At 65.8% G+C, this 21116-nt stretch carries 12 protein-coding genes, 1 tRNA gene and 3 rRNA genes; 13 read left to right on the top strand and 3 right to left on the bottom strand.

What is annotated here, in order from left to right:
* Positions 1 to 140: 140 nt before the first annotated feature.
* From eccD to F0344_RS08280, 6 genes are all read left to right on the top strand, one after another.
* Positions 141 to 1616 carry a type VII secretion integral membrane protein EccD gene (gene eccD / locus F0344_RS08305; protein ID WP_185298167.1) on the top strand — a complete coding sequence of 492 codons (1476 nt, stop codon included), beginning with the start codon at positions 141 to 143 and terminating at the stop codon, positions 1614 to 1616.
* 177 nt (positions 1617 to 1793) lie between these two features.
* The gene (gene rpsO, locus F0344_RS08300; RefSeq protein WP_185298166.1) at positions 1794 to 2084 is read left to right on the top strand and encodes a 30S ribosomal protein S15; all 291 of its coding nucleotides are present in this window, start codon (positions 1794 to 1796) and stop codon (positions 2082 to 2084) included.
* A 271-nt stretch (positions 2085 to 2355) separates the two neighbouring features.
* Positions 2356 to 4569, top strand: a complete 2214-nt coding sequence (locus tag F0344_RS08295; protein ID WP_185302575.1) for a polyribonucleotide nucleotidyltransferase — start codon at positions 2356 to 2358, stop codon at positions 4567 to 4569.
* Positions 4566 to 5945 (top strand): M16 family metallopeptidase, encoded by a 1380-nt coding sequence (locus F0344_RS08290; protein ID WP_185298165.1) that lies wholly within the window; start codon positions 4566 to 4568, stop codon positions 5943 to 5945. The genes F0344_RS08295 and F0344_RS08290 overlap by 4 nt, the downstream gene beginning before the upstream one ends.
* Positions 5946 to 5969: 24 nt before the next feature.
* Complete coding sequence (dapB, locus tag F0344_RS08285; RefSeq protein WP_185298164.1) at positions 5970 to 6722, top strand: 4-hydroxy-tetrahydrodipicolinate reductase; 753 nt, start codon at positions 5970 to 5972, stop codon at positions 6720 to 6722.
* A gap of 13 nt (positions 6723 to 6735) precedes the next feature.
* Positions 6736 to 7206 carry a tetratricopeptide repeat protein gene (locus F0344_RS08280; protein ID WP_185298163.1) on the top strand — a complete coding sequence of 157 codons (471 nt, stop codon included), beginning with the start codon at positions 6736 to 6738 and terminating at the stop codon, positions 7204 to 7206.
* 148 nt (positions 7207 to 7354) lie between these two features.
* On the opposite strand, the gene F0344_RS08275 is transcribed toward F0344_RS08280, so the two are convergent.
* Complete coding sequence (locus F0344_RS08275; protein WP_185298162.1) at positions 7355 to 7906, bottom strand: hypothetical protein; 552 nt, start codon at positions 7904 to 7906, stop codon at positions 7355 to 7357.
* 94 nt (positions 7907 to 8000) lie between these two features.
* On the bottom strand, positions 8001 to 8240 hold the full coding sequence (locus F0344_RS08270; RefSeq protein WP_185298161.1) for a hypothetical protein: 240 nt from the start codon (positions 8238 to 8240) through the stop codon (positions 8001 to 8003).
* A 186-nt stretch (positions 8241 to 8426) separates the two neighbouring features.
* Here F0344_RS08270 and thyX point away from each other — a divergent pair, with 186 nt between their 5' ends.
* The 7 genes from thyX to F0344_RS08235 all read left to right on the top strand — a co-directional run bounded on the left by thyX (position 8427) and on the right by F0344_RS08235 (position 18048).
* Positions 8427 to 9164: an FAD-dependent thymidylate synthase gene (gene thyX, locus F0344_RS08265; protein ID WP_185298160.1), complete on the top strand. Its 738-nt coding sequence runs from the start codon at positions 8427 to 8429 to the stop codon at positions 9162 to 9164.
* 152 nt (positions 9165 to 9316) lie between these two features.
* On the top strand, positions 9317 to 10216 hold the full coding sequence (dapA, locus tag F0344_RS08260) for a 4-hydroxy-tetrahydrodipicolinate synthase (protein WP_185298159.1): 900 nt from the start codon (positions 9317 to 9319) through the stop codon (positions 10214 to 10216).
* Positions 10217 to 10348: 132 nt separating this feature from the next.
* Entirely contained in the window at positions 10349 to 12034 is a 1686-nt protein-coding gene (locus tag F0344_RS08255) for a ribonuclease J (RefSeq protein ID WP_185298158.1), read from the top strand.
* A gap of 617 nt (positions 12035 to 12651) precedes the next feature.
* A 16S ribosomal RNA gene (locus tag F0344_RS08250) occupies positions 12652 to 14177 on the top strand.
* Between the two features lie 301 nt (positions 14178 to 14478).
* Positions 14479 to 17605, top strand: a 23S ribosomal RNA gene (locus F0344_RS08245).
* A 76-nt stretch (positions 17606 to 17681) separates the two neighbouring features.
* Positions 17682 to 17798 (top strand): 5S ribosomal RNA (gene rrf / locus F0344_RS08240).
* The 16S, 23S and 5S rRNA genes sit together here with 1 tRNA gene alongside, the layout of an rRNA operon.
* Positions 17799 to 17975: 177 nt before the next feature.
* Positions 17976 to 18048, top strand: a tRNA-Thr gene (locus tag F0344_RS08235).
* A 264-nt stretch (positions 18049 to 18312) separates the two neighbouring features.
* Here F0344_RS08235 and F0344_RS08230 read toward each other — a convergent pair.
* Positions 18313 to 20937 carry a SpoIIE family protein phosphatase gene (locus tag F0344_RS08230; protein ID WP_185298157.1) on the bottom strand — a complete coding sequence of 875 codons (2625 nt, stop codon included), beginning with the start codon at positions 20935 to 20937 and terminating at the stop codon, positions 18313 to 18315.
* Positions 20938 to 21116 lie beyond the last annotated feature (179 nt).

The raw sequence follows: 21116 nt of genomic DNA, 5'->3' as shown, positions 1-21116 counted from the left end.
GTCCGCACCGACGCCCCCGTGGCTGCGTGTCCGCGGACTTCCCTCCGCGCGACGGTGATCCTACTTGCAGATCACCCGTCCCCCTCCCGGTAGGGTGGCGCGCGCACTGTGCGCAACCGCGAATCAGGGGGACCAGACACGTGAGTACGACCGCAGCGACGGGTTTCTGCCGCGTCACCGTCGTGGCGCCCGACAGCCGGATCGACGTCGCCCTCCCGGAGGACATCGCCGTCGCCGACGTCTACCCGGAGATCCTGCGCCTCACGGGCCAGACCCAGGCGGCCGGAACACCCACCGGCTATCACCTCGTACGCCGCGACGGCACCGTCCTCGACGGCGCCCGTACGCTCGCGTCCCAGCAGGTCCTGGACGGCGAACTCCTCAGCCTGCGCCCCTTCGCCCAGTCGTTGCCGCCCGCCGTGTTCGACGACGTCTCGGACGCCGTCGCCTCGGCCGTCACCCGCGACCGGCACCTGTGGAGCGACGAACTGCTGCGCGGAGCCGGGCTGCTCGGCGGCGTACTGCTCCTCGTACTCATGGGCTTCGTGCTCTGGTTCGCGGACCCCCTGCGCCACGACATGCACAGCCTGCCCGGCATCATCGCCGGGTCCGCGGGCCTGCTGCTGACCGCCTTCGCGGGCGTGCGGGCCCGGGTCTACGCGGACCGTGCCACCGCCGTCGCCCTCGGCCTCGGCGCACTCCCGCTCGTCCTCATCGCCGGCTCCGGCATCATCGGCCCGGACGCCGGCCAGGGCCCCGGCCGGCTGCAGTTCCTGCTCGGCTGCGTCGCCGTGCTGATCGCCTCGGTCGTCCTGGTCGCGCTGACGCCCAGCGGGGACGCGCCGTTCGTCGCGGCCACCTTCCTCGCCACCGTCGGCACCCTCGCCACCTTCGTCGCGGTCCTGACCGAGGTGTCGGCCACCGAGACGGCGGCCGTCTGCGCCCCCGTGGCCCTCGGACTGGTCGCCTTCCTGCCCGGTCTCTCCGCACGCTTCGCCCGGCTCCCCATCGGATACGCCTCCCCGCGCACCGCGCCGGCCGGCTACGACGACAGCTTCGCCGACGCGAACGACGGCCCAGAGGCCGAGCCCGTCGACGCCGAGCGCATCGCGGCCCAGGCCCGCCGGGGCCACGAGATGCTTCTCGGCCTGGTCGGCGGCTGCGCGGCCGTCGCCGTCGGCTCGGCCGCCGTACTCGGCTTCTCCGACAACATCTGGGGCCAGATCCTCGCCCTCGCCGCCGGTCTCGCCATGCTGCTGCGCGCCCGCCTCTTCCGCTACACCTCGCAGGTGGCGTGCGTCCTGGTCGCGGGCATCGGCGCGATCGCCCTGCTGGTCCTCGGCCTCTCACTGAACCCGCCGACCGACCTGCTGTACGAGCTCGCCCGCTACGGCGACCGGGGCGCCCTGGACGTCCGTACGATCTGGCTCTCCGCCGCGGTGGCCGCGGGCGCGGCCCTGCTCACAGCGATCGGCCTGATCATCCCGCGCAAGGGCCTCTCCCCCTTCTGGGGCCGCCTCCTCGACCTCACCGAGAGCGCCCTGCTCCTCTCCCTCGTGCCGCTGTGCCTGGCGGTCCTGGACATCTTCAGCAAGGCCCGCGCGATGACGAGCTAGCCCGTTCCCGAGCGCTCCGCAACGGCTGGTAGTCTGACCAGTGGCCGTTTGTGTACGCGTTCCCGGTTGATTCTGGGGGCTGCGCTCATCGGACCTTCGCTCCCGAGTCGCACAAGCTCCCCTGAGAACCAGACCAGGGGCACTCGTGGGCGCATCGAATACCCAGAGGAGTACCGCGTGCCGCTCGACGCCGTAACGAAGAAGCAGATCATGACCGAGTTCGCGCAGAAGGAGGGCGACACCGGTTCCCCCGAGGTTCAGGTTGCGATGCTCTCCCGCCGGATCTCGGACCTGACCGAGCACCTCAAGCTGCACAAGCACGACCACCACTCCCGTCGTGGTCTGCTGATCCTGGTCGGCCAGCGCCGCCGCCTTCTGCAGTACCTCGCCAAGAAGGACATCCAGCGCTTCCGTGCGCTCGTCGACCGCCTCGGCATCCGCCGCGGTGCGGCCGGCGGCGCCAAGTAAGGACGCTGTGAGAGGGAGCGGTTCCCCCTTCTAGGGGGCCGCTCCCTTTGCTGTACGTGCGGGATCTGGGTCAAGCTCAGTAACCTGGACGTACAACACCAGAACGAGGAGGAGCGCCCTCCCGCCTCCGCCGGTCCTCGGTAGTGGCCCCCGGGACAACGCCCGGGTGCTTCGATCGAAGACCGGCCCGCATGCAGGGAGCGCTTCTCCGTACCGTCCTCCCGCCACACGGGCGGAAGGACGAAAGACGACGAGTATGGAGAAAACACTAGTGGAGAACGAGACCCACTACGCCGAGGCCGTTATTGACAACGGAACCTTCGGCACCCGCACGATCCGCTTCGAGACGGGCCGCCTCGCCAAGCAGGCCGCCGGCTCCGCCGTCGCGTACCTGGACGACGACACCATGGTGCTGTCGGCCACCACCGCCTCCAAGAGGCCCAAGGACCAGCTCGACTTCTTCCCCCTCACGGTGGACGTCGAGGAGCGGCAGTACGCGGCCGGCAAGATCCCCGGCTCGTTCTTCCGCCGTGAGGGCCGGCCCTCCGAGGACGCGATCCTCACCTGCCGCCTGATCGACCGCCCGCTGCGCCCCTCCTTCAAGAAGGGCCTGCGCAACGAGATCCAGATCGTCGAGACGATCATGGCGCTCAACCCCGACCACCTGTACGACGTGGTCGCGATCAACGCCGCGTCCTGCTCCACGATGCTGGCCGGTCTGCCCTTCTCCGGCCCCATCGGCGCCACCCGCGTCGCCCTGATCAAGGGCCAGTGGGTCGCCTTCCCGACGCACACCGAGCTCGAGGACGCCGTCTTCGACATGGTCGTCGCGGGTCGCGTCCTGGAGGACGGCGACGTCGCGATCATGATGGTCGAGGCCGAGGCCACCGAGAAGACCATCCAGCTCGTCCAGGACGGCGCCGAGGCTCCCACCGAGGAGATCGTCGCCGCAGGTCTGGAAGCCTCCAAGCCCTTCATCAAGGGCCTCTGCAAGGCCCAGTCCGACCTCGCCGCCAAGGCTGCCAAGCCCACCGGCGAGTTCCCGGTCTTCCTCGACTACCAGGACGACGTCCTGGAGGCGCTCACCTCCGCCGTGCGCACCGAGCTCGCCAAGGCGCTCACCATCGCCGGCAAGCAGGAGCGCGAGGCCGAGCTGGACCGCATCAAGGAGATCGCCGGCGAGAAGCTCCTCCCGGCCTTCGAGGGCCGCGAGAAGGAGATCTCGGGTGCCTACCGCGCGCTGACCAAGAAGCTGGTCCGCGAGCGCGTCATCAAGGACAAGGTCCGCATCGACGGCCGCGGCGTCACGGACATCCGTACGCTGGCCGCCGAGGTCGAGGCCATCCCGCGCGTGCACGGTTCGGCGCTGTTCGAGCGTGGCGAGACCCAGATCCTGGGCGTCACCACCCTCAACATGCTCCGGATGGAGCAGCAGCTGGACACCCTCTCCCCGGTGACCCGCAAGCGCTACATGCACAACTACAACTTCCCGCCGTACTCCGTCGGTGAGACCGGCCGCGTGGGCTCGCCCAAGCGCCGCGAGATCGGCCACGGAGCGCTCGCCGAGCGCGCCATCGTGCCGGTGCTGCCCTCGCGCGAGGACTTCCCCTACGCGATCCGTCAGGTCTCCGAGGCGCTGGGCTCCAACGGCTCGACGTCCATGGGCTCGGTCTGCGCCTCCACCATGTCCCTGCTGAACGCCGGTGTGCCCCTCAAGGCCGCCGTCGCCGGTATCGCCATGGGTCTGATCTCCGAGGAGATCGACGGCAAGACGCACTACGTCGCCCTCACCGACATCCTCGGTGCGGAGGACGCGTTCGGTGACATGGACTTCAAGGTCGCTGGTACGAAGACCTTCGTGACCGCGCTCCAGCTCGACACCAAGCTCGACGGCATCCCCGCCTCGGTCCTGGCCGCCGCGCTGAAGCAGGCCCGTGACGCGCGTCTGCACATCCTGGACGTCATGAACGAGGCCATCGACGTTCCGGACGAGATGTCCCCGAACGCCCCGCGGATCATCACGGTCAAGATCCCGGTGGACAAGATCGGTGAGGTCATCGGCCCGAAGGGCAAGATGATCAACCAGATCCAGGAGGACACCGGCGCCGACATCACGATCGAGGACGACGGCACCATCTACATCGGTGCCCAGCAGGGCTCGCAGGCCGAGGCCGCCCGCGCCACGATCAACGCGATCGCCAACCCGACCATGCCGGAGGTCGGCGAGCGTTACCTGGGTACGGTCGTCAAGACCACCACCTTCGGTGCCTTCGTCTCCCTCATGCCCGGCAAGGACGGCCTGCTGCACATCTCGCAGATCCGCAAGCTCGCCGGTGGCAAGCGCGTGGAGAACGTCGAGGACGTGCTCGCGATCGGCTCCAAGGTCCAGGTCGAGATCGCTGAGATCGACTCCCGCGGAAAGCTCTCCCTCATCCCCGTGGTCGAGGGCGAAGAGGCCGACGAGAAGGACGACACCGACAAGTGACGTCCCGTAGTTCCGTGACGACGGCCCGCACCTCCTCGGAGGCGCGGGCCGTCGCCCGTACCCAAACGCTTATCAAGGGCGCCAACGGCATCGGCACAGTACGCCGTACGGTCCTCCCCGGCGGTCTCCGGATCGTCACCGAGACCCTGCCCTCCGTACGCTCCGCCACCTTCGGTATCTGGGCGAACGTCGGATCACGCGACGAGACGCCCGCGCTGAACGGCGCGACGCACTACCTCGAACACCTCCTTTTCAAGGGCACCGCCAAGCGCAGTGCCCTCGACATCTCGTCCGCGCTCGACGCGGTCGGCGGCGAGATGAACGCCTTCACGGCGAAGGAGTACACCTGCTACTACGCGCGGGTCCTCGACACGGACCTGCCGCTGGCGATCGACGTCGTCTGCGACATGCTGACCGGCTCGCTGGTCACCTCCGAGGACGTCGACGCCGAGCGCGGCGTCATCCTCGAAGAGATCGCGATGACCGAGGACGACCCGGGCGACTGCGTGCACGACCTCTTCGCGCACACCATGCTGGGCGACACCCCGCTCGGCCGCCCGGTCCTCGGCACCGTCGACACGGTCAACGGACTGAGCCGCGGCCAGATCGCACGCTTCTACAAGAAGCACTACGACCCCACGCGCCTCGTCGTCGCCGCCGCGGGCAACGTCGACCACGCCACGGTCGTACGCCAGGTCCGCAAGGCATTCGACCGGGCCGGTGCCCTGTCCCGTACCGACGCCGTCCCGATGGCGCCGCGCGAGGGCTCCCGCACCCTGCGCACCGCGGGCCGTGTGGAGCACCTGAGCCGCAAGACGGAGCAGGCCCATGTCGTCCTCGGCATGCCGGGCCTGGCCCGTACGGACGAACGCCGCTGGGCGCTCGGCGTCCTCAACACGGCGCTCGGCGGAGGCATGTCCTCCCGCCTCTTCCAGGAGGTGCGGGAGAAGCGCGGCCTCGCCTACAGCGTGTACTCGTACACCTCGGGCTTCGCCGACTGCGGACTCTTCGGCGTGTACGCGGGCTGCCGGCCCAGCCAGGTCCAGGACGTCCTCAAGATCTGCCGCGACGAACTCGACCGCGTCGCGACCGACGGGCTCGACGACGAGGAGATCAGCCGTGCCATCGGCCAGCTCTCCGGCTCCACCGTCCTCGGCCTGGAGGACACCGGCGCGCTGATGAACCGCATCGGCAAGAGTGAGGTGTGCTGGGGCGAGCAGATGTCGGTCGACGACATGCTGAAGCGGATCGCCAAGGTCACGCCCGACGACGTCCGCTCCGTGGCGGCCGAGGTCCTGGGCCACCGTCCTTCGCTCTCCGTCATCGGTCCGCTCAAGGACAAGCAGGCCGACCGCCTGCACGAAGCGGTCTCCTAACCCTCCCCGTAAGGAAGCAGACACATGAGCAAGCTGCGCGTGGCCGTTCTCGGCGCCAAGGGACGGATCGGTGCCGAGGCGGTACGAGCCGTCGAGGCCGCCGACGACATGGAACTGGTGGCCGCACTGGGCCGTGGCGACAAGCTGGAGACCCTCGCGGACACCGGCGCCCAGGCCGTCGTCGAGCTCACCACCCCGGCATCGGTGATGGGCAACCTCGACTTCTGCATCCGGCACGGCATCCACGCGGTCGTCGGTACGACCGGCTGGACCGACGAGCGGCTCGCGCAGCTCACCACCTGGCTCGACGGCTCCCCGGAGACCGGCGTGCTCATCGCGCCGAACTTCTCGATCGGTGCGGTCCTCACGATGAAGTTCGCGGAACAGGCGGCCCGCTACTTCGAATCCGTCGAGGTCATCGAGCTGCACCACCCGCACAAGGTCGACGCGCCTTCGGGGACGGCCACCCGCACGGCCCAGCTCATCGGGGCGGCCCGTGAGAGGGCCGGCATGGCCGCCCAGCCGGACGGCACCACGACGGCCCTGGACGGCGCCCGCGGCGCGCAGGTGGACGGCGTCCCCGTCCACTCCATCCGGCTCCGGGGCCTCCTCGCCCACCAGGAGGTCCTGCTCGGAGGCGAGGGCGAGACCCTCACCATCCGCCACGACTCCCTGCACCACAGCAGCTTCATGCCGGGCATCCTGCTCGGTACGCGCCGTGTGGTGAACACTCCCGGCCTCACGTTCGGCCTGGAACACTTCCTCGACCTGAACTGACTGAGCCACCACCATGCGCGCAAAGATCACGTACACCGTCACCGCTGCCGTCCTGGTCTTCTACTTCGCCCTGGTCGGCAGCCGTGGCGTCCTGCTCATACGGCACGGCACCCTGCTGACGATCACGTTCGGCATCGCTGTCCTGATCCTGCCGGTGATCGGCATCTGGTTCCTCTGGAAGAACACGCAGTTCGTCCGCAGGGCCAACGCCCTGGCCGCGGAACTCGAAGCCGAGGGCGGCCTTCCGGTCGACGAACTGCTCCGCACCCCGTCCGGCCGGATCGACCGCGCTTCGGCGGACGCCGTGTTCGCCCGCCGCCGCGAGGAGACCGAGGACACCCCCGACGACTGGCGCTGCTGGTTCCGCCTGGCGGTCGCCTACCAGGACGCCAGGGACACCCCGAGAGCCCGCAAGGCCATGCAGAGAGCCATCGCCCTGCACAGGGCGAACCCAGCACGGGCCGCGTCAGCCCCCACGACCTGAGCCCGTCCGGCGGTCGAGGACGTCCTCGGGCCCGGGCGCGCCGGAGCCGGACAGGCCGCTGTCGAGCCTGTCCGGCGATCGGGGACGAATCGTCTACCGGACCGGACCAGCCGTCCACCGGACCGGAACCGGCACCCGGACGCCTCGGCTAGCCGCGGAGATACTCGTCGCCCCAGGCCTCGATCGCATCCGTGGCGCGTTCGAACGCCTCGCTCCGCGCCAGGAAGTCCGCGTTGTGGTCCGTCACCAGCGGCGGCAAGGTCTCGCCCCCCTGACGCACCACGATCAGCGCCTGACCCTGCACGGTCCGCGGCAGGCCGAGCCACTTCACCGGCTGCTGAACCGTACGCACGGCAGCCGCCCGCTCCCAGCGCACCGTCGTCGTGCGGAAGAACCCCACCCGACGCACCCCGTGCCGGCTGACCCACGCACCGACGCGCAGCAGCCGCAGGGCGCAGACGATCACCGCGGCGGCGAGCGCCAGGCACATCGCGGCCCCGGAAAGCTCGCCGGCCGCAGCGGTGATGACCCCTGCGAGCAGGACGAACGAGGCGAGCAGCAACAAGGTTGCCGCCGCCGCGACCCGCCACGGGCCCGGGCGGTAGGGCCGTCGCCAGCTGTCGTGGTCGTCGAACGGCAGCGCGATGTCCTCTGCGCCCGCGTCGAATGCGCGGTCGGCCGTCAGAAAGGGCAGGGGCACGACTGATCCTCACTCACAAGCACGCTCGATTGCTGTGCCAGGTGAGGCTACCGAGGACGTGCCGGGCCCGACCACCCCAGGGGGTCCGTACGAGTCAGCGGTTCCGAGAAGCCTCGGATTTCTGGCTGTGCGACGGGCTCCGGTCGCTGTCGAGCGCCGGAAGGCCGAACAGGAGTGATCCGGCCAGTCCGGTGATCACGACGAGTCCGACGAGGTATCGGCCGGCCAGCTGCGAGACGCTGGCCCGCTCACGGGGCGGAGGATTGACGTTGCTGCGGAATCGGTCGGCCTCGGCAACGAACGAGAACGGGACGGATTCACGCCGGCGGAACATGAGGAAGCTCTCCTTGAACTATGTGACGGCTGCTGCTGATGAGTCAGACGTACGACGGCCCCGATCGGTGCCCCGAATCGCCGAATCAATCGAAGAATTCCCGCGCACGGCCGCCGTACGGAGGCCCTCGCCGCGGCCCGTAGAGTGGACGCCGCCCGTGCGAAGCAATTGGAAGGACCCCCGCCGGTGAGCGAGACCCCCGAGCCCACGAAGGCCCACTTCCGCAGCGATGTCACCGTCGACCTGGTGAAACACGCCGCGAGTGACTCCGACGTACTCTTCGCCGCCCGTGTCTCCACGGCCGGTGAGCAGTCCCTCGAAGAGGTCACCAAGGACCCCGAGCGTTCCAAGGGTCTCATCAACTACCTCATGCGGGACCGCCACGGCAGCCCCTTCGAGCACAACTCGATGACCTTCTTCATCAGCGCCCCGATCTTCGTGTTCCGCGAGTTCATGCGGCACCGCGTGGGCTGGTCCTACAACGAGGAATCGGGCCGCTACAGGGAGCTGGAGCCGGTCTTCTACGTCCCCGGCGAGTCCCGCAAGCTCATCCAGCAGGGCCGTCCGGGCAAGTACGAGTTCGTCGAGGGCACCCGTGAGCAGCACGAGCTGACGAGCCGCGCCATGGAGGACTCCTATCGCCAGGCATATGAGGCGTACCAGGAGATGCTCGCCGCGGGAGTGGCCCGCGAGGTGGCCCGGGCGGTGCTCCCCGTAGGCCTGTTCTCGACGATGTACGCCACGTGCAACGCCCGCTCGCTGATGCACTTCCTCGGCCTGCGTACGCAGCACGAGCTCGCGAAGGTTCCGTCCTTCCCGCAGCGCGAGATCGAGATGGTCGGCGAGCAGATGGAAGCCCACTGGGCGCAGCTCATGCCGCTCACTCATGCGGCCTTCAACAAGAATGGACGGGTCGCCCCGTAAGCGGTGTCCGTATTGCGGCGTTTCGAGAAGTTCATCTAGGCTGATCAAACGGACCCGGCACTGCTTGAACCCCCGAGCAGGCAGTGCCGGGCTCCACTTCCCCGTCCCCCCGAGGGGACACGGCGCTCCGAGCAACGAGTAGCGTGTTACCCATGGCTCCGATCTCCACTCCGCAGACCCCCTTCGGGCGGGTCCTCACCGCTATGGTCACGCCCTTCACGGCGGACGGCGCCCTCGACCTCGAAGGTGCGCAGCGGCTCGCCGCCCATCTGGTGGACGCAGGCAACGACGGCCTGGTCATCAACGGCACCACCGGTGAGTCCCCGACCACCAGCGACGCGGAGAAAGACCAGCTCGTACGGGCTGTCCTCGAAGCGGTGGGCGACCGGGCACACGTCGTCGCCGGCATCGGCACCAACGACACCCGGCACAGCACCGAGCTGGCCCGCACCGCAGAGCGCGCCGGCGCCCACGGCCTCCTCGCCGTCACGCCGTACTACAACAAGCCGCCGCAGGAAGGCCTCCTGCGCCACTTCACCGCCATCGCGGACGCCACCGGCCTCCCCGTGATGCTGTACGACATTCCGGGCCGCAGCGGTGTGCCGATCGACACAGAGACACTCGTACGGCTCTCCGAGCATCCCCGCATCGTCGCCAACAAGGACGCCAAGGGAGACCTGGGCCGCGCCAGCTGGGCCATCGCCCAGTCCGGCCTCGCCTGGTACTCCGGCGACGACATGCTGAACCTCCCGCTGCTCTCGGTCGGCGCCGTCGGTTTCGTCTCGGTGGTCGGCCACGTCGTCACCCCCGACCTGCGGGCCCTCATCGAGGCCCACCTCGGCGGCGACGTCCACAAGGCCACGGAGATCCACCAGAAGCTGCTCCCGGTCTTCACCGGGATGTTCCGCACCCAGGGCGTGATCACCACCAAGGCCGCACTCACCCTGCGGGGGCTGCCGGCCGGTCCGCTCCGCCTTCCCCTGGTGGAACTCACCACCCAGGAGACGGCGCAGCTCAAGATCGACCTGGCTGCCGGCGGGGTAGAGCTCTGACCACGGACTTCACAACTGAATACGCGAGGAAACACTCGCGACAGCGCCATCCCAGACAACGGCAAGTGCACGAAATGACATGCGCGCCACGTGCCCTCAGCGGTACGTGGCGCGCGTGGTAAGGAGAGTCTTTTGAGTCATCCGCATCCCGAACTCGGTACCCCGCCGAAGCTCCCGAAGGGCGGTCTGCGCGTAACCCCGCTCGGCGGCCTGGGGGAGATCGGCCGCAACATGACGGTCTTCGAGTACGACGGCCGTCTGCTCATCGTCGACTGCGGTGTCCTCTTCCCCGAAGAGGAGCAGCCGGGCATCGACCTGATCCTGCCGGACTTCACCATCCTCCGGGACCGGCTGGACGACATCGAGGGCATCGTCCTCACGCACGGACACGAGGACCACATCGGTGGCGTCCCGTATCTGCTGCGCCTCAAGGCGGACATCCCGCTCATCGGCTCCAAGCTGACCCTCGCGCTGATCGAGGCGAAGCTCCAGGAGCACCGGATCCGCCCGTACACCCTTGAGGTCACCGAGGGCCAGCGCGAGCGCATCGGCGCGTTCGACTGCGAGTTCATCGCGGTCAACCACTCCATCCCGGACGCCCTCGCGGTCGCCATCCGCACCCCCGCGGGTCTGGTCGTCGCCACCGGCGACTTCAAGATGGACCAGCTCCCGCTGGACGGCCGGCTCACCGACCTGCATGCCTTCGCGAGGCTGAGCGAGGAAGGCATCGACCTTCTCCTCTCGGACTCGACGAACGCCGAGGTTCCCGGCTTCGTACCGCCCGAGCGGGACATCTCCGATGTGCTGCGCACGGTGTTCGCGAACGCCCAGAAGCGCATCATCGTGGCGAGCTTCGCCAGCCATGTGCACCGTATTCAGCAGATTCTGGACGCCGCCCACGAGTACGGCCGCAGGGTCGCCTTCGTCGGCCGCTCGATGGTCCGCAACATGGGCATCGCCCGTGACCTCGGCTACCTCAAGGTCCCCGCGGGCCTCGTCGTCGACGTGAAGACCCTCGACGACCTGCCGGACGACGAGGTCGTGCTCGTCTGTACGGGTTCGCAGGGTGAGCCCATGGCCGCCTTGTCCCGCATGGCCAACCGCGATCACCAGATCCGCATCGTCCCGGGCGACACGGTCATCCTGGCCTCGTCGCTGATCCCGGGCAACGAGAACGCGGTCTACCGCGTGATCAACGGCCTGACCCGCTGGGGCGCGCACGTCGTCCACAAGGGCAACGCCAAGGTGCACGTCTCCGGCCACGCCTCGGCCGGCGAGCTTCTGTACTTCTACAACATCTGCAAGCCGAAGAACCTGATGCCGGTCCACGGCGAATGGCGCCACCTCAGGGCCAACGCGGAACTGGGTGCTCTCACAGGCGTGCCCAAGGACCACATCGTCATCGCCGAGGACGGCGTCGTCGTCGACCTCATCGACGGCAAGGCCAAGATCGTCGGCAAGGTCCAGGCGGGATACGTGTACGTCGACGGCCTCTCGGTCGGTGACGTCACCGAGACCTCTCTCAAGGACCGCCGCATTCTGGGAGACGAGGGCATCATCTCCGTCTTCATCGTCGTCGACAGCTCCTCCGGCAAGATCGTGGGCGGTCCCCACATCCAGGCCCGGGGCTCCGGCATCGACGACGCGGCGTTCAGCGCCGTAGTCCCGAAGGTGCAGGACGCCCTCAACAAGTCGGCTCAGGACGGCGTGATGGAGCCGCATCAGCTTCAGCAGCTGGTCCGCCGCACGGTGGGCAAGTGGGTCTCCGACACCTACCGCCGGCGCCCGATGATCCTTCCCGTCGTGGTCGAGGTCTGACCCCGACCAGCACCAACGCGGAGCGGGGCGCCACGATTTGCATCGTGGCGCCCCGCTCCAGTACGTTTACGTCTCCGCCTGACCGGGAAGCACCGCGCGCACTCGTGCGCCGGGAGTACTCGAACAGGGCGGGGAATTCCGACTCAGAATCTCTGATAAAGTCGGATCAGCCGAAAGGCAAAGGCCCTCCAACAGGCCACCGGAAGCAAATTCGAACCGGAAACGGTACGAAATGATTCTGGTAAGGTTGGAATCGCCGGAAAGGGAAACGCGCAAGCGAGGAACTGGAAAGCGAATCCCGCTTCGACCGGGAATCGGACGCGAAAGAGTCTGATAGAGTCGGAAACGCAAGAACGAAGGGAAGCGCCCGGAGGGCCCCGGTGAAACGGGACCGAAGGAAGCGTCCGTTCCTTGAGAACTCAACAGCGTGCCAAAAGTCAACGCCAGATATGTTGATACCCCGGCCTGCTTCGGCAGGTTGGTGGTTCCTTTGAAAAGTCCTATTCCGGGCCCTCGTGGTCCGGGTAGGCAACACTAGCGAGGACGCTGTGAACGACCGGTCATATTCCGACTCGGTCGTTCCGCTCTCGTGGTGTCGTCCCGATTACGGGAAAACATTCACGGAGAGTTTGATCCTGGCTCAGGACGAACGCTGGCGGCGTGCTTAACACATGCAAGTCGAACGATGAAGCCCTTCGGGGTGGATTAGTGGCGAACGGGTGAGTAACACGTGGGCAATCTGCCCTTCACTCTGGGACAAGCCCTGGAAACGGGGTCTAATACCGGATAACACTCTGTCCTGCATGGGACGGGGTTAAAAGCTCCGGCGGTGAAGGATGAGCCCGCGGCCTATCAGCTTGTTGGTGGGGTAATGGCCTACCAAGGCGACGACGGGTAGCCGGCCTGAGAGGGCGACCGGCCACACTGGGACTGAGACACGGCCCAGACTCCTACGGGAGGCAGCAGTGGGGAATATTGCACAATGGGCGAAAGCCTGATGCAGCGACGCCGCGTGAGGGATGACGGCCTTCGGGTTGTAAACCTCTTTCAGCAGGGAAGAAGCGCAAGTGACGGTACCTGCAGAAGAAGCACCGGCTAACTACGTGCCAGCAGCCGCGGTAATACGTAGGGTGCGAGCGTTGTCCGGAATTATTGGGCGTAAAGAGCTCGTAGGCGGCTTGTCACGTCGGATGTGAAAGCTCGGGGCTTAACCCCGAGTCTGCATTCGATACGGGCTAGCTAGAGTGTGGTAGGGGAGATCGGAATTCCTGGTGTAGCGGTGAAATGCGCAGATATCAGGAGGAACACCGGTGGCGAAGGCGGATCTCTGGGCCATTACTGACGCTGAGGAGCGAAAGCGTGGGGAGCGAACAGGATTAGATACCCTGGTAGTCCACGCCGTAAACGTTGGGAACTAGGTGTTGGCGACATTCCACGTCGTCGGTGCCGCAGCTAACGCATTAAGTTCCCCGCCTGGGGAGTACGGCCGCAAGGCTAAAACTCAAAGGAATTGACGGGGGCCCGCACAAGCAGCGGAGCATGTGGCTTAATTCGACGCAACGCGAAGAACCTTACCAAGGCTTGACATATACCGGAAAGCATCAGAGATGGTGCCCCCCTTGTGGTCGGTATACAGGTGGTGCATGGCTGTCGTCAGCTCGTGTCGTGAGATGTTGGGTTAAGTCCCGCAACGAGCGCAACCCTTGTTCTGTGTTGCCAGCATGCCCTTCGGGGTGATGGGGACTCACAGGAGACTGCCGGGGTCAACTCGGAGGAAGGTGGGGACGACGTCAAGTCATCATGCCCCTTATGTCTTGGGCTGCACACGTGCTACAATGGCCGGTACAATGAGCTGCGATGCCGCGAGGCGGAGCGAATCTCAAAAAGCCGGTCTCAGTTCGGATTGGGGTCTGCAACTCGACCCCATGAAGTCGGAGTTGCTAGTAATCGCAGATCAGCATTGCTGCGGTGAATACGTTCCCGGGCCTTGTACACACCGCCCGTCACGTCACGAAAGTCGGTAACACCCGAAGCCGGTGGCCCAACCCCTTGTGGGAGGGAGCTGTCGAAGGTGGGACTGGCGATTGGGACGAAGTCGTAACAAGGTAGCCGTACCGGAAGGTGCGGCTGGATCACCTCCTTTCTAAGGAGCATCTAGGTTTCCTTCGGGGAATCCAGAGACCATTTCGTCGGCAAATGTTCGACGGTGGTTGCTCAAGGGTGGAACGTTGACTATTCGGCACGACAGGTTGGTTTTCTCAAGTACTGCTTCGGCGTGGAAAGAGGGAATGGGTCGGTCGGGTCGGGCACGCTGTTGGGTATCTGAAGGTACGGGCATTTTTGTCTGGATCTTCGGTGCCGGCCCCAGTGAACTCGCCTGTAAGGGTGGGGTGATGGGTGGCTGGTCGTTGTTTGAGAACTGCACAGTGGACGCGAGCATCTGTGGCCAAGTTTTTAAGGGCGCACGGTGGATGCCTTGGCACCAGGAACCGATGAAGGACGTGGGAGGCCACGATAGTCCCCGGGGAGCTGTCAACCAAGCTTTGATCCGGGGGTTTCCGAATGGGGAAACCCGGCAGCCGTCATGGGCTGTCACCCACTGCTGAACACATAGGCAGTGTGGAGGGAACGCGGGGAAGTGAAACATCTCAGTACCCGCAGGAAGAGAAAACAACCGTGATTCCGGGAGTAGTGGCGAGCGAAACTGGATGAGGCCAAACCGTATGCGTGTGATACCCGGCAGGGGTTGCGCATACGGGGTTGTGGGATCTCTTTTTCATGGTCTGCCGACTGTGAGACGAGTCAGAAACCGTTGATGTAGGCGAAGGACATGCGAAAGGTCCGGCGTAGAGGGTAAGACCCCCGTAGCTGAAACATCAACGGCTCGTTTAAGAGACACCCAAGTAGCACGGGGCCCGAGAAATCCCGTGTGAATCTGGCGGGACCACCCGCTAAGCCTAAATATTCCCTGGTGACCGATAGCGGATAGTACCGTGAGGGAATGGTGAAAAGTACCGCGGGAGCGGAGTGAAATAGTACCTGAAACCGTGTGCCTACAAGCCGTGGGAGCGTCGCTGTATGTGCTTGCACATGCAGTCGTGACTGCGTGCCTTTTGAAGAATGAGCCTGCGAGTTAGCGGTGTGTAGCGAGGTTAACCCGTGTGGGGAAGCCGTAGCGAAAGCGAGTCCGAATAGGGCGATTGAGTTGCACGCTCTAGACCCGAAGCGGAGTGATCTAGCCATGGGCAGGTTGAAGCGGAGGTAAGACTTCGTGGAGGACCGAACCCACCAGGGTTGAAAACCTGGGGGATGACCTGTGGTTAGGGGTGAAAGGCCAATCAAACTCCGTGATAGCTGGTTCTCCCCGAAATGCATTTAGGTGCAGCGTCGTGTGTTTCTTGCCGGAGGTAGAGCACTGGATAGGCGATGGGCCCTACCGGGTTACTGACCTTAGCCAAACTCCGAATGCCGGTAAGTGAGAGCACGGCAGTGAGACTGTGGGGGATAAGCTCCATGGTCGAGAGGGAAACAGCCCAGAGCATCGACTAAGGCCCCTAAGCGTACGCTAAGTGGGAAAGGATGTGGAGTCGCAGAGACAACCAGGAGGTTGGCTTAGAAGCAGCCACCCTTGAAAGAGTGCGTAATAGCTCACTGGTCAAGTGATTCCGCGCCGACAATGTAGCGGGGCTCAAGCGTACCGCCGAAGTCGTGTCATTCACACATATAGGGCCAACGCCCGTGTGGATGGGTAGGGGAGCGTCGTGTGCCGGGTGAAGCAGCCGCGGAAGCGAGTTGTGGACGGTTCACGAGTGAGAATGCAGGCATGAGTAGCGATACACACGTGAGAAACGTGTGCGCCGATTGACTAAGGGTTCCTGGGTCAAGCTGATCTGCCCAGGGTAAGTCGGGACCTAAGGCGAGGCCGACAGGCGTAGTCGATGGACAACCGGTTGATATTCCGGTACCCGCTTTGAAACGCCCAGTACTGAATCAGGCGATGCTAAGTCCGTGAAGCCGGCCCGATCTCTTCGGAGTTGAGGGAAGTGGTGGAGCCGATGAACCAGACTTGTAGTAGGTAAGCGATGGGGTGACGCAGGAAGGTAGTCCAACCCGGGCGATGGTTGTTCCCGGGGTAAGGGTGTAGGCCGTGTGATAGGTAAATCCGTCACACATCAAGGCTGAGACCTGATGCCGAGCCGATTGTGGTGAAGTGGATGATCCTATGCTGCCGAGAAAAGCCTCTAGCGAGTTTCATGGCGGCCCGTACCCTAAACCGACTCAGGTGGTCAGGTAGAGAATACCGAGGCGTTCGGGTGAACTATGGTTAAGGAACTCGGCAAAATGCCCCCGTAACTTCGGGAGAAGGGGGGCCATCACTGGTGATCCGATTTACTCGGTGAGCTGGGGGTGGCCGCAGAGACCAGCGAGAAGCGACTGTTTACTAAAAACACAGGTCCGTGCGAAGCCGTAAGGCGATGTATACGGACTGACGCCTGCCCGGTGCTGGAACGTTAAGGGGACCGGTTAGTGCACTTTCGGGTGTGCGAAGCTGAGAACTTAAGCGCCAGTAAACGGCGGTGGTAACTATAACCATCCTAAGGTAGCGAAATTCCTTGTCGGGTAAGTTCCGACCTGCACGAATGGCGTAACGACTTCTCGACTGTCTCAACCATAGGCCCGGTGAAATTGCACTACGAGTAAAGATGCTCGTTTCGCGCAGCAGGACGGAAAGACCCCGGGACCTTTACTATAGTTTGATATTGGTGTTCGGTTCGGCTTGTGTAGGATAGGTGGGAGACTTTGAAGCGGCCACGCCAGTGGTTGTGGAGTCGTCGTTGAAATACCACTCTGGTCGTGCTGGATGTCTAACCTGGGTCCGTGATCCGGATCAGGGACAGTGTCTGATGGGTAGTTTAACTGGGGCGGTTGCCTCCTAAAGAGTAACGGAGGCGCCCAAAGGTTCCCTCAGCCTGGTTGGCAATCAGGTGTTGAGTGTAAGTGCACAAGGGAGCTTGACTGTGAGACCGACGGGTCGAGCAGGGACGAAAGTCGGGACTAGTGATCCGGCAGTGGCTTGTGGAAGCGCTGTCGCTCAACGGATAAAAGGTACCCCGGGGATAACAGGCTGATCTTCCCCAAGAGTCCATATCGACGGGATGGTTTGGCACCTCGATGTCGGCTCGTCGCATCCTGGGGCTGGAGTCGGTCCCAAGGGTTGGGCTGTTCGCCCATTAAAGCGGTACGCGAGCTGGGTTTAGAACGTCGTGAGACAGTTCGGTCCCTATCCGCTGTGCGCGTAGGAATATTGAGAAGGGCTGTCCCTAGTACGAGAGGACCGGGACGGACGAACCTCTGGTGTGCCAGTTGTCCTGCCAAGGGCATGGCTGGTTGGCTACGTTCGGAAAGGATAACCGCTGAAAGCATCTAAGCGGGAAGCCTGCTTCGAGATGAGTATTCCCACCCCCTTTGAGGGGTTAAGGCTCCCAGTAGACGACTGGGTTGATAGGCCAGATGTGGAAGCCCGGTAACGGGTGGAGCTGACTGGTACTAATAGGCCGAGGGCTTGTCCTCAGTTGCTCGCGTCCACTGTGTTAGTTCTGAAATAACGAACAGCTGTGTTCATGCCAGCGTTCAAATTTCATAGTGTTTCGGTGGTCATTGCGTCAGGGAAACGCCCGGTTACATTCCGAACCCGGAAGCTAAGCCTTTCAGCGCCGATGGTACTGCAGGGGGGACCCTGTGGGAGAGTAGGACGCCGCCGAACAATTATTCCGGGAAAGCCCCGTACCGCAAGGTACGGGGCTTTCCTGCGTTTACGGCACCATGTGTATGTATGTCCTGTGCGGGCCGGCGTTCCGGCAGAGGTGATCGGGTGATCGCCGGGGTTTTGCGTACCCCTGAACTCAGGGTATGCTTTAGCTCGTTGCCGCAGGGCAGCAAGGCCCCAATAGCTCAGTCGGTAGAGCGTCTCCATGGTAAGGAGAAGGTCTGCGGTTCGATTCCGCATTGGGGCTCAGCAATGAAAAAGGCCCCCGCCAATGGCGGGGGCCTTTTTTGACGTCCAAGGGCTGGTCGGGAGCTCTCTGGTGACCGCAGTCCAGCCGGCTGCCGGTGGCGTCGACCACCGCGCACTCCAGGACGATCCTTGCCGGGGTGCCGTCCTCGTAGGGCCACACCGTGATGCCGCCGCCCCGGGCTTCAGCCAGTAGTCCCCGCCGTACGGTTCGATGAAGGGGCAGAGACCGCCGTCACCCGCAAGGTCTGGTGCGGGGCAGCCCTCAGACGGTGGGCGGCTCGGGCACCCTCATGGCCAGGATGGCCATGTCGTCGGAGGCCGGTTCGGCGGCGAAGCGCTCGACCGCCCGCAGGATGCGTGCGGCCACCGCGCCGGCAGTGAGGCCCGTACACGTGGCCAGGACGTCCGCCAGGCCGTCGTCACCGAGCATCCGGGCGCCCTCACGGCGTTCGGTCACGCCGTCGGTGACGCACAGCAGGACATCGCCCGGGTCGAGCGTGATCTCCTGCTCGTACAGCTCCAGATCCTCGATGACGCCGAGCAGGGGCTGAGGTTCCGCCGCGGCGACGACCGTGCCGTCCTGCCGCAGGCGCAGCGGCAGGGGGTGCCCCGCGCAGACCATCTTCAGGAGAGCGCTGCCGTCCTCCTGGGGCCACAGCTCGCCGTACAGGAGGGTGAGGAAGCGGCTGCGGGTGCCTTCGTCGAGGATGGCAGCGTTCAGGCGCTCCAAGACCGCGGGGCCGGTGAAGCCCTCGCGTGCCAACAGGCGCAGGGCGTGCCGGGCGAGGCCCGTCACCGCCGCTGCCTCGGGGCCCGTACCGCAGACGTCACCGATGGCGAAGCCGTAGGCGCCGTCATGGATCGGGAAGACGTCGTAGAAGTCGCCCCCGACCTCGTTGCCCTCGCCGGCCGCGCGGTAGATCACCTCGATCTCGACGTTGGGCACGTCGGGCAGCCCCGGCGGCAGCAGGCTGCGCTGGAGCGACTGGCTGATCGCCATGCGCTCCGAGTAGAGGCGGGCGTTGTCCAGGGCCAGCGCGGCCCGGCGGGAAAGGTCCTCGGCCAGCTCCAGGATCTCCTGGCGGAAGTGGTCGTCCGAGGGCTTGCCCAGCGTGAGCATGCCGATGACGCGGTTACGGGCGACCAGGGGGAGCACCACCGTCTCGCCGCCCACCGCGGAGGCCGTGGCCAGGATGGTGCGCGTCGCCATCCCCATGCTCAGGGGGGCGTCGCGGTCCAGGCTGCGCGTGGATGTGTGGAGGGCCGCCCGGTGAGCCGCCTTCGAGGGTGCGGACCAGACACGCGCTCCGGGGGCGGGGACCGGGTCCGGGGGAGGGATTTTGGAGAGCAGGGCCTTGAGGCCGTCGATGCGCTCCTCGTCCTCGTGGAGGACGAACGAGAGGTATGGCTCCGAGGGCTGGTCGGCGATCGTGTAGACGGCGCACCAGGTGGCCAGGGTGGGGACCGTCATCTGGGCCATCAGCGCCAGCGTCTGGTCCCGGTCGAGGGTGCCCGCGAGCAGGTCCGACGCCTCGACGAGGAAGGACAGGGAACCGCGGCGCAGCCGTTCCAGCTCGCCGAGGCGGGCGGATTCGACGGCCAGGGCGATGCGGTCGGCGGCGAACTGGAGGCGCAGGGCCTCTTCGTTGGTGTAGCGGCCGGGTGCTTCGGCGGCGACGCCGAGGGAGCCGGTGAGACGGCCTTCGACTTTCAGCGGCACGGTGACGACGGATCGCATTCCGGTGTCGCTGAGGAGCGGGACTGCGCCGGGCACGGCCGTGAGGTCCTCGTGGACCGCGGGCATTCTGGCGGAGCCGTAGCGTCCGGTGCCGGCTTCGACCGGGACCCGGGCGAAGCGCTGGCGGGCCGAGGGGAGGCCGGTCGTGGCCCGTACTTCGAGCTCGGTCTCGTCGTCGGTGGCGAGCAGCAGGAACGCGGAGTCGGCGTCGAGCATGTCGCGTGCCCGTTCCACCGTGCGCTGGAGCAGGCCGTCGAGGTCGTCGGGGGCGGGGGAGCCGATGAAGACCTCGAACGGGTCAGTGGCCCGGCTCTCGGCGCCCGTGTCGGTGACCGGAGTGCGCACGGGGGACATGAGAACGGCACGTTCGTAGTCGCGGACCAGGAGGCAGACCGTGGACGGTTCGCCCTGGGTGTCGCGGACCCGCAGATGCGAGGCGTAGACGGGGATGACGCGGCCGTCGGCGCCGCGGAATCCGTAACTGCCCTCCCAGCGGGAGAGCTGGAGCGCGTCGGCGATGCCGGTGCTGGTGCCGGGGGTCTGCGGCCAGGCCGTGAAGTCGGTGAGCTGCTTGCCGGTGACCTGGTCGGCCGCGTATCCGAAGAGGAAACCGGCGTCGTCGTTCCACGCGGTGACGGCGCCTGTGCTGTCGATCTGGACGACCGCCACCCGTACGCGTTCATCGGTGACGGGCAGCATGGCGATCGGCAGGACGGGGCCGGCCGAGCGGATGCCGACGGGGCGCTCGGGCAGATCGAGCTGGAACCAGACGTGCTTCTGCGTCGGGGTGTATTCGACGCCCCAGCGGGACGCGAGCGCGGCGCAGAGCAGCAGGCCGCGGCCGCTCTCGCGCTCCGGGCTGGTGTCCAGGACCGACCCCTGGAGCGGGACTTCCCGATCCGGGTAGTGGTCGGAGACCTCGATGCGTACGCCGTCCTCGGTGCGCAGGCACAGGACGTCCGCCGCCGTCCCCGCGTGCACGACTGCATTGGTGACAAGTTCGCTGGTGAGTACGACGGCGTCGTCGACGACGTCGGTGTAGCCCCACCCCTGGAGCGTGTCACGGACGAAGGCGCGGGCGGTCGCGACCGAACGCCCGACCGGGTCGAAGGTGGCGGCCGCGCGGCCGGTGATCACAGCACTCCCCATATGGTGTCTCGTCGCTTCCCCGAGTCCTGTGCCCGATTCTTGCCGCTTCGATTCGCCTAGCCAGGCTAGACGCTCGTTCACCGTCCCGGGTACACGAGGGCCGACTTAGGTACGGAGGAGACCCGGGAGTGGTGCGCGGGCCCACAACTGTCGAGTTCAGGAGGGAGGATGGGGGGTAC

The organism is Streptomyces finlayi (assembly GCF_014216315.1).
GTDB classification, from domain to species: Bacteria; Actinomycetota; Actinomycetes; order Streptomycetales; family Streptomycetaceae; genus Streptomyces; species Streptomyces finlayi_A.
Note: the sequence above shows the minus strand (reverse complement) of the source record. Positions and strands in the feature narration are given on the sequence as shown.